Below are 14,077 nucleotides of genomic sequence, written 5' to 3'. Positions count from 1 at the left end.
GTCCGAACTGCTTAGTATGGCTGCTCTAATAGAACCTATTCTTCCCTCTTAGGGCTACTCTAGGGGGGCGGTATAAACTGCCTCAATGAGAGTGCCCGCAGGAATACGTCATGGTGGTGGCCACCAACTGGTTGCTAGCGGTTGGCGCGGCAAAGCAGGCCTAGGGCAGTTGCGCTGCCCCGGCGTTGCAGTAAACTCCGCGGCGGCGAACCGGGCCGCCACTTCCCCCACTGCCAGGCTGATAACCACCGCGCAATTGCTTTGTTGAGCAGTAGCGCAGCGGCCACCCGCGGCTCCTTCAAAAAAAGAAATCATGTCCATCAACGGTAACCCCAATTCGGAGAAGCAACCCGTTGCTTACTCCATCCTGGACCTGGCCATCGTCTCGCAAGGCGACACCATCCAGCAGACCCTGCACAACTCGCTGGCCCTGGCCCAGACCGCCGAAGCCACCGGCTACCACCGCTATTGGCTGGCCGAACATCATAATTCCGACAACATCGGCAGCAGCGCGCCTTCCCTGCTCATTGGCTACGTGGCCGAGAATACAAAAAGCATCCGGGTAGGCTCGGGCGGCATCATGCTGCCCAATCACTCGCCGTTAATTGTGGCCGAACAGTTCGGCACGCTGGCGCATTTGTACCCGGGCCGCATCGATTTGGGGCTGGGCCGGGCGCCGGGCACCGACTCGCAAACCGCGCAGGCCATCCGGGCGGATTTCCTGCCGGCTGCCCGCGCCTTCCCCCAGGAAATCAGCAAAATCCAGCAGTACTTCTCGGCGGCAAACAAGCAGGCCAGCGTCCGGGCCCCGGTGGCCGAGGGCACCGACGTGCCGCTCTACATCCTCGGCTCCAGCACCGACAGCGCGCATTTAGCGGCCAAGCTGGGCCTGCCCTACGCGTTTGCCAGCCACTTCGCCTCCACGCACCTGCACAACGCGCTGAAGATTTACCACGAAGAGTTTACGCCTTCGGCAGTACTGAAGCAGCCCTACACGCTGGTGGCCATCAATGCCTACATAGCCGATACCGATGAGGAAGCCCAACGGCTGTTTACCACCCTCATTCGCATGTTTGTCGGGATACTAACGGGTACCAAAGAGGCGTTGCAGCCCCCCACGGCCATGACCGAAGAGCTGCAGGAGATGTGGCAGCACCCGGCCGTGCAGCAAATGCTGAAATACTCCTTCGTTGGCAGCAAGCAAACCGTGAAGCAGCAGCTGCAAGCGTTTCTAGCCGAAACCCGGGCCGATGAGCTCATTACCGCCTCCACCATGTACGCGCCGGAAGATCGGCTGAAATCGGCTAGGCTGTTTGCGGAGATTATGACGGAGCTGAATGAGCCCGTGGCCAACAACTTAGCCAAGGAGCAGCAGGCGCGTTAACGGCCGCGACACCTCAGCCTGAATTGGCTCTACCCGTAAGTGGCAAGCAGCTTAAAACCATGGCCACGGCCAGGGGCGCGCGGCGAAACGCCAGCGGCGTGGTGGCGGTGTGCTTCTTGAAAAAGCTGGTGAAGTAGGACGTGTACTCGAAGCCCAGGCGGTCGGCAATGTCAGCTATAGGCCAGTCGGTGTGGGTGAGCAGCAGCTTGGCTTCGGCCAGCAGCCGCTCGTTGATGTGGGCGGTGGTGGAGCAGCCGGCGACTTCTTTCACCTTGGCATTGAGGGGGTTGGTGCGACCCACATACTGCGCCCTAACGCATTGAGCCTAGGCACTTAGTGTCATATTCTGTGGTCATTATCCCTAAAAAGATTGTTTAATATGGCACTAAGTGCCATATTTGCAGCTCGCTCGGCTGAACTCGCAAATTGTTTCCTCCGGTTTATGGCTCCTTCAATACCTATTCGGGCTAGTAATGCCAAGGCTGTTCGTACAAAAATTGTCGACGCAGCGATTCAGTTATTCTTAGCGGATGGCTTTGCGGAAACGACCGTAGACATGATTGCGGCAGCAGCCGGTGTTTCCAGACGGAGCGTGTTCCGGTACTTTGCCACAAAAGAGGATATGGCTTTGGCTTGGACGGCTGCCACGGGCCCCGAGCTGGTTAATCAGCTGACAGGGCTAGCTGATGCGGCTCCCCCCCTGCAGGCGGCTTTACGTGCCGTCATGCGCCATGTTGACCAGCACCCGGAGCAGTACGCCCTCTCGTTGGCGGTTGGCCGCTTGATTGAGCAGACGCCTTCGCTCCGGGCCCGCTCGCACGAAAAATACCTCCTGTGGGAAGACCTGTTGGCTACCACGCTGATAGCCCACGGGGCCCCCTCCACCCACAGCCGGATGGCCTCGGCCCTCGCCCTGTCCGGCTTGCGCCTGGCCGTGCGAGAGTGGATTGCCAGCGATGGACAGCAACCACTTGCTGGTCTGCTCGCAGAAGCCTACCACCCTTTTCTTATCCCCAACCAACCCCAACAAAACCTATGAATGAGATGCAAGGAGACGTGATTATCATCACGGGCGGTACCCGCGGCCAAGGCGAAGCGGAAGTGCGGCTGTTGGTGGCGGCCGGCGCCCAGGTTGTGTTTACGGGGCGAGATGAAGCCGATGGTCAACGCCTGGCTGACGAACTGGGGCAACAAGTTCGGTTCCGCCGGCAAGATGTGGGCGTGGAAGCGGACTGGGCGGAACTGGTGGCCTACACCGAGGCGGAGTTCGGGAAGATTACCGGGTTGGTGAACAACGCGGGCGTCACGATTACGGGGCTCGTAACAGAGGTGGATGCCGAGACGGTGATGGCGGGCTTGCGCATCAACCAACTCGGGCAGCTACTCGGCATGAAGCACGTCGTGCCTGCCCTGCGCCGAAATGGCGGCGGCTCGATTGTCAATATTGGCTCGGAAGCCGGCGTACGGGGGGCTCCCGGGGCCATTGCCTATTCGGGTAGCAAGGCGGCGGTGGCGGCTATGACGCGCACCGCGGCCGCGGAGTTGGCCAGCGACGGCATCCGGGTCAACATCGTGATACCGGGGCCAATTGATACGCCAATGATTGAAAACGCAGCGGGTGCGGGCGCGGCGGCCAAAATGGGGGCCATTGTCCCGCTGGGACGCGTTGGTCAGCCAGAAGATGTTGCGCACGCGGTTATCTTTTTGCTGTCACAGAAGGCCAGCTTTATCACAGGCGCCGAACTGGTAGTAGACGGTGGCCGGACCGTGGCTCCTTCGAGCAAGTTCAGCTAAGTAGCTCCGAAAAACAGCTCTGAAACACCAGACCCACGCCCTCGGGTTTGGGCAAGTCGACAGCCAGTCCGGTGTGGCCGGGGCCGGGCAGGCTGCGCACGGCGTCTAGCAGCTTGGCAGTGTTGCGAGCTACCAGCGTGAGCTGCGTGCCATCGGCGGCGAGGAGACGGGCGGTGGCCAGGCCGATACCGTCGCTGCCACCGGTGATGAGAATCTTTTTCATGGGGGCGCATAGAGGAGGTGTTTCACTGGGTAGAGCGGGGTAGGAGCCAGCTAAAGCAGCTCCGGGCGGCGCTCGGGCAGGAGGCTGTGGGGCAGCAGGCCGAACTGCAAGAGGTGATGGTTCAGGTGCTTGAAATGAAATACCTGCCACTGCGCGAAGGTGAGCGGCCCGAACGCAGGTAAAAACGAGCCTACCTGCTGTTCTCACTTGCCGACAAGCACCCGGAACCTACGGCGGCCCCTAGCCATTAGAGGCCTACGGCTAGCCAAAATTCCTTAGCGGCGCTTTCGGTTACAATGTAGCGCGACTCTGCGTATAGCTCGCCGGGGCGGCGGGCGAGAAATCCCTTCGGCTGGCCAGCCTTGGTTGCAGTGATTGAACCCAGCTAGTACCACTTGGGACAAATTGCGCGCCTAAAAAGTAGGTAGGTAAGCCGCCGCTAACCGTTTCCTGAATGGAAAGGTACTTCCTAGCGCAGGCGCTTATAGAAAGTAAACTCCTTATTAAGCTGAACAGTAGGTTGAGCTTAATAAGGAGTTGCGACGATGCTTACCTTTTGGCTCTACCCTTTCTTGGTGGGAAGCGGGAAGCGAAGCAGGTAAACGTGTTGAATGAGAGTACCCAGCAAATACTTGCAGGCCACGTCCTCCTCGGCAAAAGAAACCAGCCCAGTTTTCTGCCCTCGTTCACTGTAGTACACGTCCCATTTGCCCGGGGAGTGGTCCAAGCAAAAGGCTTCGTTGGGTAGGCCACCCGCTAAGGTGTAGCTATCCGGACTGATGTCTAGCCTTAGCAACGTGGCCAGTAGGTCTTGCTTGGTCATGGGCGTATGCGTGGTAACAAGAGGCGTACGCGAGGGGCACTCCCTCGAGCAAAAACAGTTGGCAACCATTTACCATCGGTTACGGACGTACGGCCACACGATCGTCTTTTGCCCCCTACCCGATGACTGCATCTACGCCTATGAAATCCCGCGGCTTGACTTGTGCACGGTTGATTTCCCCGCCGGCAACCCGTTTGACCCCGTTAAAACCGCGCCTGAAAATATGGTAACGTGCAATAGAGAATCGCCCCTTGCAGCAGCGTCAGCACCAGGGTAACGCCCCAGAAAGAGGCTTTGCGGTTCTTGTGGGGCAGCAGTAAAATAGCCGCCCACGCGCCGGGCGCTGCGCCCGGCAGCGTAGCCAGGTGCAGCGTTTTTTCGGCAATGCGCCGCTGGCTGCGCTGGGCTTTCCGTTTATCCGCGGCGAAGAGCAGGAAACACAGCAGATTGAAGAACAACAGGCAAAGTAGGAGAAGTGTCATGGCGCGGGAGGGGGCCCTTGCGGAGCAGTCTGCTCAGCGTTTAGGCCGGGGAAGTCGCTGCCCTGGTCAGAACCGCTTGGGCGAGTTCAGAAAAGGGCGAGGCAGACGGGATGCTAGGGGGTGGGCAGATGAAGCTGGTAGCAACGGGGTCGCAAGGTAGGGAGCGGCGGGCCAGGAAAGGTCGGCAAGAAAAAGGGCGGGGTGGCCTTATTGCAACTAACAACCTGTTAGCGAACACCTGGATAGTGGGTTAGGACCTGTTCAGTAGCTAGCTACTAGCTTATCGGCCTTTACAACTCCGCCTACCGCCCAGTGGGTATCCGTGCACCAAAAATGCCAAAACCCAGCTTATTCGTACGAACAGCCGGTCAAAATCACCTACTAGCTTTACCTCGTCAACGAGACACGGAGTGAGAACCGGGCGGTCGAGAATCGCTTTGCCCTCGGTAGTGTTAGTGCTAGTCCCGACAATGCTAGTCCCCAACTAAGTCGCTACACCATAAAACTGCTTGTGTCGAAGGGTGAGGCTACTCGGCGGCGGCCGATAAGCAATTCCCCCAAGCGCCATGCGTTTACGGCGAGGCCATGACCCAACGGGCTCTGCAGCAGTTGGCCAAACCGTTGGGCAGGCAGGGATGTGACCTACCGGCCGCAGGTCACGGCCTGCTCCCTGATTCGTACGGGGCCAAGGGGCCGTACGTAGCCGCCGCAAGGCCAGCGAATTAGACTGGCTGAACCTGGAAGGCTTGCTTGCCTACGCCCTGGTCGGGCAGCCAAGCGTCCAGGAGCCGTTGGCAGAGGGGCACCAGCGGAGCAAAAACCAGCACGCCTGCGACGTTGAACAGCACGTGGGCGTGCGCAATCTGGCGGGACACCTCGGCTTGGCCCGCCAGGCCCACCACCAGGGCCGTGAAGGGGTGTACCAGCAGCAGGCCCAGCGTGATGGAAACCAGGTTGAAGCCCAGATGAAACAGCCCGGTTTTCAGCGCCGGCCCAGCGTGGCCAGCAACGTGTCGGAGCAGGTACCCAATTCCGCCCCCAGCATCACGGCAATGCCGGCGGGCAGGGTGAGCAGCCCCTTCGCGGCGAGCTTGATTACCATGCCCAGCGTGGCCGACGACGACTGAATAAGCAGGGTGATAAGGGCCCCGGCGCCCGCCCCGCGCACGGGATTTTCCAACTTCAGCAGCCACGCCTGCACGGCCTCATAGTCTTTGAGCGGCGCGGCGGCCTCGCCAATGATAAACAAGCTAAAGAACAGTAGCCCAAAGCAGAATAAAGCCCGCCCCATCGTGCGGCCGGTGCGCTTCTTGGCGAAGGATAACAGCAGTAGCCCGGGCAACATGGCCACCACCGCGTATTGACCCAGGTCAAAGGCAAACAGCTGACTGGGAATGGTCGTGCCGATGTTAGCGCCCAGCACCACGCCCAGTGAGTTGCGAAAGGGCAGGGCGCCGGCACTAACCAGGGCAATAGCTAGAATAATCACAACGGATGACGAAAGCTCCCTCAACAGCGCGCAGTTACCGACTGATAGGCTCATCGCCAACGCCTAGGCCAGGGACTGCTGGGGAGATAGTACGGCAAATGACGCCGGCAGCCAGGGAAGCTTCCCCGCTGGCTTAGTATCCACTTACCCGGTCATCACTACTCCTTGCCCCTAAGCCATGTAGCCCGCGCAGGAAGCACAATTGTACGCGAGGGTGCAACTCTTACCTTGCCGGTGGTATCTTCTCCTAACTCACGAATCCCCCGCTCCCCCCATGTCTGCTCCCATCCCTAGGCCCCGCCCCGCGTTGCTGGCCGGACAACTGCTCTTCGGCACGTTGCTTGTCGCTTGTCAACCGGAGAAGGTATCTCCAGCCCTCCCGCCGGAAACAACGGTGGGAGCCAACCAAGCCGGCTGTCTGGTGGATGGCAACGTGCTTATTCCTCGTAATGCCTGGGGCCGTTCCGGGACCAGTTTGGCCTATCGGCTCGGCACCACGGCCGCCAGTTCGAATTTTTCGTTGGGAATTACCGACGAAAAAAGCCAGGATTCGGCGCTGCTCCTGATTGAAGCCGACAGCATGGTGCTGGAAGAGGGAAAAACGTATCCCTTCTCACTTTCAGCTCACAAAGGAGTTGCCCAGGGTCAATATTACTCTCCGGACGGCCAGTATAGAACTCAATCGCCCGCGTCAGGCACGCTGACAATTACCTGGCTAGACCGGCAAGCAAACCTCGTGGCGGGACGTTTCGAATTCGTCGCTACGGATCGGACCACTGGACGCCAAGTGCGCGTCACTCAGGGCCGCTTCGATTACAAATCAGAGTAGCCGGAGCAGTAGGAGTCATCTTATTTGACTTGTCAGGGGCGCACCTCCATCCCCCGGAGGCGTGTGACCAGCCGGGCACCCCGCACAGGCCGGCCAGGCAGCTCAGTAGGAGGGGAGTCCAAGTCGCGGTCTGCTTTGCTGGCCGGGCGATATTCTCGGGATCTTGAGCGGGCCCCGGTTCACCGGGGCCCGCTCAGTACCCGAAAGGTTGCGGGGGCCTAGGGCTGTAGAACAGAAGGCGAAAGCACCTCGGCGTCCGGTTGACCTGGGCCAGTTCAGCCGCTAGCCCTAGATATCGTCCAGCCCCGGCAAGCCCAGCAGCCCCGCGGCGCGGCGCGCTACGGTTTTGACACTGGCAACGTCCGGGCCGGTAATGGTCAGGTGGCCCATCTTGCGGCCGGCGCGCGCTTCTAGCTTGCCGTACAGGTGCAGGTGCGTGCCCGGCAAACTCAGCACGGAGCGCCAGTCCGGCTCCTGCAGCTGCCCGCTGGCATCAAACCACACGTCGCCCAGCAGGTTGAGCATGATGGCCGGGGAATGCTGGCGCGGCTGGGGCAAGGGCAAGCCCGCCATGGTATGGACCTGCAGGTCAAACTGCGACGCGTCACAGGCGTCCATAGTATAGTGGCCGCTGTTGTGCGGGCGCGGGGCCATCTCATTAACTATTAGGCCACCGTGCGTGCTGCCGTCGTCCACCACAAAAAACTCAACGCACAGCACCCCCACGTAGCCGAGATGCTGCGCAATGGCCACGGCCGCGGCTTGGGCCCTCTCGGCCAGGGTGGGCGGCATGTTTCCGGCGTAGGCGTGGGTCACGGCCAAAATGCCCTCGACGTGCACGTTGCGCTGCGGGGCGAAGCTGACGACCTGCCCGTCCCAGCCGCGCGCCACCAGCACCGAGCACTCGGCGGTGAGCGGCAGCATCTTTTCCAGCACGCAGGCCACGCCGCCCAACTCCGCCCAGGCGGCGGCCAGTTCCTCAGCCGTCTTAACGCGGACCTGGCCCTTGCCGTCGTAGCCCATGCGCGCGGTTTTCAGGATGCCGGGCAGCAACTCCGCCCGCTCGGCCTGGACGGCCTGCCGCTGGGCCAGCGTTTCAATGACTGCGTAGGGGGCGCAGGTCACCCCCGAGAGGTCAGCGCAGGCCGCGAAGTGAGCTTTTTCCGCCACGCGGTCCTGGGCAATGCCCACCACGGCCGCACTCGGCGCCACGGGCCGGGTCAGCGCCAGCGTTTGCAGGGCCTGGGCCGGCACGTTTTCAAACTCGGTGGTGATGGCCTGGCACAGGTGGGCTAGTTGCGCCAGCCCGGCCGGGTCGTCGTAGCCGGTCTGGATGTGGTGGTGACTCACCTGCCCGGCCGGGCTGTGCACGTCGGGCTCCAGCACGGCGGTGAAGTACCCCAGGCGCTGGGCGGCGTGCACGAACATCCGGCCCAGCTGCCCCCCGCCCAGCACCCCCAGGGTAGCCCGCTGGCCCGCGGCGTCCACACTGCCCGGGAAAACTGGGGTCATGGCTGTCATGTGACTGTCGGCGCTCATACGGGCAGCGTCATGGCGCGAGCGGCCTGAGTTTGTTCGGCGCGAAACGCCAGCAGCTTGGTCGCCAGGTCCGGGTCGTGCAGGGCCAGCTGGCTGACGGCGAACAGGGCGGCGTTGGCCGCCCCGGCGGTGCCAATCGCAAACGTGGCCACGGGTACCCCCTTGGGCATTTGCACGATGCTGTGCAGCGAGTCCACGCCCTGTAAATGGCGACTGGCCACCGGGACCCCCAGCACGGGCACCGTAGTTTTGGCGGCCAGCATGCCCGGCAGGTGGGCGGCTCCACCCGCCCCGGCAATGATGGCCTGCAGGCCGCGCGGGCCGGCTTGCTCGGCGTAGGCAAACAAGTCGTCGGGCATGCGGTGGGCCGACACCACGCGCGCTTCGTGGGCCACGCCAAAGTCCGCGAGAATCTGCACGGCGTGCTGCATGGTGTCCCAGTCGCTGCTGGAGCCCATGACCACGCCGACCAGGGGCTTGCCCGGGACGGGGCGGAGGGGCGGAGGGTCGGAGGGAAGGAGGGTACTCATGGTAGGTAGTATAGAGGGAGCTCGGCGCCCCGGGGAGATCAAAAAACCACGATTTTGGGCGTGGTCACCGGCCGGAATGCGTGCGCAGACAGGTGCCGATTAAGCTGCGCCGTGCCCCGCTGGTGAAAAAACCGGTCAAGGGTAGCTGGTTGGCTACCCTTGACCGCGGCCACAAATCTACTGCTGCGACACCAGTGGCACCGCGAAACGCGAGGCGAATCCTGAAAAGTACAGGTACCCGCTCAACTGCCTGTTAGCGCTCCAGCAGAATTTCCGTGTCTAAAATCACCAGGTCCACCCGGCCTTTCAACGTCTGGTCGATGAAGGGGGTGTTCTGGGACTTGGATTTCATGAAGTCCCGCGTGAAGGTGGTTTCCGCTTCGGTGTCGAACAGGACGCAATTGGCTGGCTGGCCGACTTCGATGGCGGCTACCGGCAGGCCCATCAGGCGGCGGGGCTCCGCCGAGTAGCGCTTCACCACCAGGTCCCACCCGAATTTTCCGGGCTCGACGAAGTGGTGATAGAGCGACACCAGGGCCGTATCCAGGCCGGTGATGCCATTGGGGGCGCTGATGAAATCCTGGGCTTTTTCAAACGGCGTGTGCGGCGCGTGGTCGGTGGCAATGAGGTCGAATACGCCTTCGATGAGCCCCTCGAGCAGGGCATCACAATCCGCCTGCGTCCGCAGTGGCGGGTTCATCTTGTAGTTCGTGTCGTAGTCGCCGATGTGCTCGTCGGTGAACATCAGGTGGTGCGGGGCCACTTCCGCCGTCACTTTTACGTCGCCGCGGGATTTCCACCAGCGGATGGTTTCCATGCCGAGCTTGCTGGACACGTGCTGGATGTGCACGTGCGCGCCCGCCGCGTGCGCCAACCGGATGTCGCGGTCGATGATGATTTCCTCCGCGCACGCCGGCGAGCCCTTGATGCCGAGCCGGTAGCTCATCACCCCTTCGTTGAGGGCGCGCGGCCCGGCCAGCTCCGGCACCTCGCAGTGGCTGGCGAAAAACATCCCAAACTCGGTGGCGTACTGCATCGCCCGCAGCAGCACCGCCGGGTCGCGGGTAGTGTCCCCGTCGTCGGTCAGCATTTTCACCCCCAGCTCGCGCATGCCCTCAATTTCCGCCAGCTCCTTGCCCTCGCGGTTCTTCGTGACGCAACCGGAGGTGTACACCGGAATGCGGGACCGGTCTTTGGCATTTTCCAGCACGGTGGCCACGGTGGTCGCCGAGTCGAGGGCCGGGCGGGTGTTGGGCATCATCACCACGCCGGTAACGCCGCCGTTGATGGCCGCTTCGCTCCCCGTGGTGATGGTTTCCTTGTTCTCAAAGCCGGGGGCGCGGAAATGGACGTGGGCATCGAACATGCCCGGCATCAGAACCCGACCGCGCGCGTCGATGACGCGGGCTCCCTCGGGAATGGCTAGCTGGGGACCAATGTCTTGAATTTTTCCTTCGGCAATCAGGACATCACGCTCGAGCAGCACGGGTGAATTTTCGGAGGCAAGGCGGGCATTTTGAAGGAGAAGCATGGAGGGAGTAGTGCGGTAAACCGGCAAGGGGTGGGGTATTATAGGCTATTAATGAATTGAAATACTCAGGCAGCACCAGCCGCCGCAGGCGGCGCTCAGGGCACAATCACCGATGAGTTGGCGCGCTGCCGGGCGGCATACGTCGATTCCTGCCGCGGAAATTCCCCGCCCGGCGTGAGCCAGTCGAGCACGGCCATGCGGATGGAGATGCCGTTTTCAACCTGGTTGGTGATCAGGCTGCGCTCGTAGTCCATGACGGCGTCGCACAGCTCCACGCCCCGGTTCACGGGGCCGGGGTGCATGATGTAGAGGCCCCGGTCGCGGATTTCCGCCAGCCGGGCGGTGGTGATGCCGTAAACCCGGTGGTATTCGCGGACGCTGGGAAAAAACTGCACGTCCTGGCGCTCCAACTGCACGCGGAGCAGGTACACCACGTCGGGCGCCCAGGCCATGGCCGCCTCGTAGTCGGTGAAGCGGCGGATGCTGGCCGGAACGTACTTGGGCACCAGGGAGCCCGGGCCGAGGTAGGCCACCTCAATGCCCAGCTTTTGCAGCAGGGTGCTGGTGGAGCGCGCCACGCGGGAGTGCAGAATGTCGCCGATGATGAGGACTTTCTTGCCCCGGGGGTCGGGGAATTTTTCCTTGATGGTGAAGGCGTCCAGCAGGGCCTGGGTGGGGTGCTCGTGCGCCCCGTCGCCGGCATTGATGACGGAGGCCGTAGTTTGGCGGGCAATCATGCCGGGCAGGCCGGGGTGACTGTGGCGGACGACAATGTAGTCGGTGCGCATGGCCTGGAGCGTCTCGATGGTCTCGCGCACCGACTCGCCCTTGGTGATGGAGGAGTGGGCGACGTCGAAATTCGTCACCTCCGCCGAGAGGCGCTTGGCCGCGACCTCGAAGGAGGAGTGCGTCCGGGTGCTGGCCTCATAAAACAGCATGAGCACGGACTTGCCCTCGAGGGCCGGGATTTTCTTCACCGAGTGGGTGAACAGTTTTTTGAAAGACGTGGATTGGTCGAGCAGGAACTCGATTTCCTCACGGTGGAGGGAGGCGATGTCGAGCAGGTCTTTACGTGCCATACCGAAGTGGAGGAAAAATGAGGTGGACTAGCTTAAACGAACAGGGGAAGTCGGATCGGCCCCAACCCAAGCCGGAGAAACGGGCTGCCCGCGGGAACCGAGGCCATGGTGGCAGCCGCCGAACGCAACGGACATAAAAAAACCGTTTCGGAATTCGAAACGGTGGAGGGGCAACACCCAGAAAAAACAACGGAAATGCCAGAGGCAAAATCGGGAGAATCGATGGTGGCGAAGACCTCGCGGTCTACTCGCGGTTCCCAGCCGAGCAGGGCCCCGCGCTTCATCATCAAGCTTTTTGGTTGAAGCATAATGCAAAGCTACGGCATTGTTACGTATCCTTTAAGCATGTCAGGCAATAATTTCTGCGGGGGCGAACGGACGTATAGCTGGCCCCTTCCATTCGGTAGCGGGTAGAAGAGCTGCGCTGCCTTGCTTTAATTTACTCATCCGTAGCGCTTATGCCTCGTCCACCGAGACCCGGCTTTCGTCGGGTCTTGGTGGACGAGGCATGGGTGCGGGCAGAACCTTTTGCATGAGTACGGAGGGACAAGAGCCGACCAGTAGCGTAGGCTCCACCAGGTAGAAAGCGCCTTTTTACGGTAGGTCGGGTCTCCCCTCCACTACCACAGCTAACCTAAACCCCATTCCCGCCTTACTAGCTTTCACTTCGGTCTGCCCACGGCCGCGCAGCTCGCAGCTCTGCGGCAGGCAGGAGCCCTGCTGGCCTGCGTCACCTGCTCCGCGGGAGCCCGGGTGGCGGCAGACCACCGGCGTAGATTTGCTCGTGGCCTAGGGCATGGATGCCGGCGGGCCCCGGGGCACTTACGCCCCACCGTCGAGCCTGCTATGGCGACGCTGGAACTTACGCGTCAACTTGTGCAACAAACCCGCGGGCTCGTAGCGGGCGCTGATTCGGGCGCGGGGTTAGGTTAGGAGCCAGCGACGCGGGCTTTTAGAAGATGAATGACTATCGTGGCCAGGACCTGGTAGCAGGAGCCACCGTCGGGCGTCGCTGGGACAATTCAGTATCCACGCATTCCCCCACGTTTCCCTCTGTTGATACCGTCGCTGTTGGGCAGGGCCGTCCACGCTCGCACCGCAACGATAAGGTCAGCAAGGAAGCCGGCCAAGGGAAACAAGGGTGCATTTGGCCTATTCCCTCAGCGCAAGACTGTCTCCCTTCTCTAAGTGGGGCTGCTCTATTGCATGGAAAGGGGCTGAACCACAAAAAGCCCGATTTCTGCGGCAGAAATCGGGCTTTTTGTGAAGTTAAAGGAGATTATTGGCCGCCGGGGAAGGCGAAGCCCAGTTGAAACTGAAACACCGAGTTGTAAATTTTATTGCCGCCGGGCAGTGCGGCGTCGCCGTCGTAGAGCTTGGTGATGCTCCGGTTATAGCGGATGCCGACATTGGGGCCACTCTCCAACTGGTAGCCGACGCCCACAATGTAGCCGAACTGGAGCTTATTGAGTTGGCCCCGGGCGGTGATGTCCGCTAGAGCCGAATCGTCAAACTTCGTCTTCCGGGCAAACAAGTAGCCCACTTGGGGGCCCGCCTCGAACACCAGACCAGCGGCATTAATGCGGGCCAAAAGCGGCAAATCGATGTTATGGTACGTGGTTTTAGACACATCCTCAATTTGGTAGCCGCGCTGCGAATACAGCAACTCGGGGTGCAGCTCAAACAGCCCACCAACGCCTAAGGTCGTGGTGGTGGTGACGCCGGCCTGAAACCCGAAGCGGTTTTGCACATCGCCTTGGAAATCTTTGTCGTCGCCGGCTAGCGAGGCAGCGACTACGCCCACTTTGAGGCCGAAGCGGGTGCCGCCCCCGGCGGTGGATTGCGCCTGAGCCGCGGCGGTAGCACCGGCAAGCAGGGCAAGAGAGAGAAGAATCTTTTTCATAGCGGACGGAAAGGAAGGGTAGTAAGGGCTTAAAATTTCGCCCGGGGTTCAGGGGCTCATAACCCACGGCATCCCGGTGCTTCCTTAAAGACGGCAAATCCGCAACTAGGTTTGATTAAACTGTTGATTTCGAGGATAAAATCTGCTTTTCGGTAATAAGTACTCCCCCGTTTGCTCCCCAAAGCCGGGCTCCAGGCTGGGTAAGAACAGGGCGGTTTTGTTGAGCTCCAGCCTTTACTTTAGTTATGAACTAAGCGCTTAAGCCAAGCCCATTGGCAAGGTGTAAACGCCTGAAGCATTGGGGCATCTACCAAGGGACGGTGGCAGAAAGCATCCTTCCCGGCGCAAGGGGCGATGCAGGGGCCTAGGCCACCCCCTGCTCCGCCCAGACCCTGCCCCCGGGCGATGCCAGGCGAGCTCCAAGTAGCAGGTCGGGCCGGTCATTGTTGCCAAGCCAATTGCGGGGAGTAA

The 14,077-nt window shown here is 61.3% G+C and carries 17 protein-coding genes and 1 pseudogene; 5 read left to right on the top strand and 13 right to left on the bottom strand.

The window, feature by feature from the left end; all coding sequences use genetic code 11:
• Window positions 1-108 precede the first annotated feature (108 nt).
• On the bottom strand, window positions 109-315 hold the full coding sequence (locus EU557_RS22815; protein ID WP_135532797.1) for a hypothetical protein: 207 nt from the start codon (window positions 313-315) through the stop codon (window positions 109-111).
• On the opposite strand from EU557_RS22815, the gene EU557_RS22810 reads away from it, so the two are divergent.
• Window positions 314-1,384: an LLM class flavin-dependent oxidoreductase gene (locus EU557_RS22810; RefSeq protein WP_135532796.1), complete on the top strand. Its 1,071-nt coding sequence runs from the start codon at window positions 314-316 to the stop codon at window positions 1,382-1,384. The genes EU557_RS22815 and EU557_RS22810 overlap by 2 nt on opposite strands.
• Before the next feature lie 13 nt (window positions 1,385-1,397).
• On the opposite strand, the gene EU557_RS22805 is transcribed toward EU557_RS22810, so the two are convergent.
• Entirely contained in the window at window positions 1,398-1,685 is a 288-nt protein-coding gene (locus EU557_RS22805) for a helix-turn-helix domain-containing protein (RefSeq protein ID WP_135532795.1), read from the bottom strand.
• A gap of 78 nt (window positions 1,686-1,763) precedes the next feature.
• Between EU557_RS22805 and EU557_RS26145 the strand changes: the two are divergent.
• From EU557_RS26145 to EU557_RS22795, 3 genes and pseudogenes are all read left to right on the top strand, one after another.
• Window positions 1,764-2,006, top strand: a pseudogene (locus EU557_RS26145) (helix-turn-helix domain-containing protein); the annotation flags it as partial.
• Window positions 2,007-2,423 (top strand): acyl-CoA-like ligand-binding transcription factor, encoded by a 417-nt coding sequence (locus EU557_RS22800; protein ID WP_245326367.1) that lies wholly within the window; start codon window positions 2,007-2,009, stop codon window positions 2,421-2,423. It abuts the pseudogene before it with no gap.
• Complete coding sequence (locus tag EU557_RS22795) at window positions 2,420-3,178, top strand: SDR family NAD(P)-dependent oxidoreductase (RefSeq protein WP_135532793.1); 759 nt, start codon at window positions 2,420-2,422, stop codon at window positions 3,176-3,178. The genes EU557_RS22800 and EU557_RS22795 overlap by 4 nt, the downstream gene beginning before the upstream one ends.
• Here EU557_RS22795 and EU557_RS22790 read toward each other — a convergent pair.
• The 5 genes from EU557_RS22790 to EU557_RS22770 all read right to left on the bottom strand — a co-directional run bounded on the left by EU557_RS22790 (window position 3,171) and on the right by EU557_RS22770 (window position 6,249).
• Window positions 3,171-3,401: an SDR family NAD(P)-dependent oxidoreductase gene (locus EU557_RS22790; protein WP_135532792.1), complete on the bottom strand. Its 231-nt coding sequence runs from the start codon at window positions 3,399-3,401 to the stop codon at window positions 3,171-3,173. The genes EU557_RS22795 and EU557_RS22790 overlap by 8 nt on opposite strands.
• 562 nt (window positions 3,402-3,963) lie before the next feature.
• Entirely contained in the window at window positions 3,964-4,224 is a 261-nt protein-coding gene (locus tag EU557_RS22785) for a hypothetical protein (RefSeq protein ID WP_135532791.1), read from the bottom strand.
• Window positions 4,225-4,427: 203 nt separating this feature from the next.
• Complete coding sequence (locus EU557_RS22780) at window positions 4,428-4,706, bottom strand: DUF1294 domain-containing protein (protein ID WP_135532790.1); 279 nt, start codon at window positions 4,704-4,706, stop codon at window positions 4,428-4,430.
• Window positions 4,707-5,428: 722 nt separating this feature from the next.
• Window positions 5,429-5,608 (bottom strand): hypothetical protein, encoded by a 180-nt coding sequence (locus tag EU557_RS22775; protein ID WP_135532789.1) that lies wholly within the window; start codon window positions 5,606-5,608, stop codon window positions 5,429-5,431.
• 80 nt (window positions 5,609-5,688) lie between these two features.
• Complete coding sequence (locus EU557_RS22770) at window positions 5,689-6,249, bottom strand: Na/Pi symporter (protein ID WP_135532788.1); 561 nt, start codon at window positions 6,247-6,249, stop codon at window positions 5,689-5,691.
• A 220-nt stretch (window positions 6,250-6,469) separates the two neighbouring features.
• Here EU557_RS22770 and EU557_RS22765 point away from each other — a divergent pair, with 220 nt between their 5' ends.
• Window positions 6,470-7,024 (top strand): Riean_0653 family protein, encoded by a 555-nt coding sequence (locus tag EU557_RS22765; RefSeq protein ID WP_135532787.1) that lies wholly within the window; start codon window positions 6,470-6,472, stop codon window positions 7,022-7,024.
• 288 nt (window positions 7,025-7,312) lie between these two features.
• Here the strand turns inward: EU557_RS22765 and EU557_RS22760 are convergent, their stop codons facing one another.
• The 6 genes from EU557_RS22760 to EU557_RS22735 form a co-directional block, all read right to left on the bottom strand.
• Window positions 7,313-8,563: a 5-(carboxyamino)imidazole ribonucleotide synthase gene (locus tag EU557_RS22760; protein WP_210116112.1), complete on the bottom strand. Its 1,251-nt coding sequence runs from the start codon at window positions 8,561-8,563 to the stop codon at window positions 7,313-7,315.
• Complete coding sequence (purE, locus tag EU557_RS22755; protein ID WP_135532786.1) at window positions 8,560-9,093, bottom strand: 5-(carboxyamino)imidazole ribonucleotide mutase; 534 nt, start codon at window positions 9,091-9,093, stop codon at window positions 8,560-8,562. Before purE ends, EU557_RS22760 begins: the two co-directional genes overlap by 4 nt.
• Before the next feature lie 253 nt (window positions 9,094-9,346).
• A complete protein-coding gene (locus EU557_RS22750) occupies window positions 9,347-10,624 on the bottom strand; it encodes a dihydroorotase (RefSeq protein ID WP_135532785.1) in 1,278 nt (425 codons plus the stop codon).
• Between the two features lie 95 nt (window positions 10,625-10,719).
• Window positions 10,720-11,703, bottom strand: coding sequence for an aspartate carbamoyltransferase catalytic subunit (locus EU557_RS22745; RefSeq protein ID WP_135532784.1), 984 nt, complete (start codon window positions 11,701-11,703; stop codon window positions 10,720-10,722).
• A 32-nt stretch (window positions 11,704-11,735) separates the two neighbouring features.
• Window positions 11,736-12,011, bottom strand: coding sequence for a hypothetical protein (locus EU557_RS22740; protein ID WP_135532783.1), 276 nt, complete (start codon window positions 12,009-12,011; stop codon window positions 11,736-11,738).
• Window positions 12,012-12,982: 971 nt separating this feature from the next.
• A complete protein-coding gene (locus EU557_RS22735) occupies window positions 12,983-13,606 on the bottom strand; it encodes a porin family protein (RefSeq protein WP_135532782.1) in 624 nt (207 codons plus the stop codon).
• Window positions 13,607-14,077 lie beyond the last annotated feature (471 nt).

Source organism: Hymenobacter wooponensis, assembly GCF_004745865.1.
GTDB lineage: Bacteria > Bacteroidota > Bacteroidia > Cytophagales > Hymenobacteraceae > Hymenobacter > Hymenobacter wooponensis.
The sequence above is the reverse complement of the archived record's forward strand: the minus strand, read 5'-3'. Positions and strand labels throughout refer to the sequence as shown.

Bases quoted from the DNA above. Each gene is read 5' to 3' on its own strand.
- EU557_RS22810 (WP_135532796.1), top strand. From the start codon at position 314: ATGTCCATCAACGGTAACCCCAATTCGGAGAAGCAACCCGTTGCTTAC.
- EU557_RS22815 (WP_135532797.1), bottom strand. From the start codon at position 315: ATGATTTCTTTTTTTGAAGGAGCCGCGGGTGGCCGCTGCGCTACTGCT.
- EU557_RS22800 (WP_245326367.1), top strand. From the start codon at position 2,007: ATGGCTTTGGCTTGGACGGCTGCCACGGGCCCCGAGCTGGTTAATCAG.
- EU557_RS22795 (WP_135532793.1), top strand. From the start codon at position 2,420: ATGAATGAGATGCAAGGAGACGTGATTATCATCACGGGCGGTACCCGC.
- EU557_RS22790 (WP_135532792.1), bottom strand. From the start codon at position 3,401: ATGAAAAAGATTCTCATCACCGGTGGCAGCGACGGTATCGGCCTGGCC.
- EU557_RS22785 (WP_135532791.1), bottom strand. From the start codon at position 4,224: ATGACCAAGCAAGACCTACTGGCCACGTTGCTAAGGCTAGACATCAGT.
- EU557_RS22780 (WP_135532790.1), bottom strand. From the start codon at position 4,706: ATGACACTTCTCCTACTTTGCCTGTTGTTCTTCAATCTGCTGTGTTTC.
- EU557_RS22770 (WP_135532788.1), bottom strand. From the start codon at position 6,249: ATGAGCCTATCAGTCGGTAACTGCGCGCTGTTGAGGGAGCTTTCGTCA.
- EU557_RS22765 (WP_135532787.1), top strand. From the start codon at position 6,470: ATGTCTGCTCCCATCCCTAGGCCCCGCCCCGCGTTGCTGGCCGGACAA.
- EU557_RS22760 (WP_210116112.1), bottom strand. From the start codon at position 8,563: ATGAGCGCCGACAGTCACATGACAGCCATGACCCCAGTTTTCCCGGGC.
- purE (WP_135532786.1), bottom strand. From the start codon at position 9,093: ATGAGTACCCTCCTTCCCTCCGACCCTCCGCCCCTCCGCCCCGTCCCG.
- EU557_RS22750 (WP_135532785.1), bottom strand. From the start codon at position 10,624: ATGCTTCTCCTTCAAAATGCCCGCCTTGCCTCCGAAAATTCACCCGTG.
- EU557_RS22745 (WP_135532784.1), bottom strand. From the start codon at position 11,703: ATGGCACGTAAAGACCTGCTCGACATCGCCTCCCTCCACCGTGAGGAA.
- EU557_RS22740 (WP_135532783.1), bottom strand. From the start codon at position 12,011: ATGCTTCAACCAAAAAGCTTGATGATGAAGCGCGGGGCCCTGCTCGGC.
- EU557_RS22735 (WP_135532782.1), bottom strand. From the start codon at position 13,606: ATGAAAAAGATTCTTCTCTCTCTTGCCCTGCTTGCCGGTGCTACCGCC.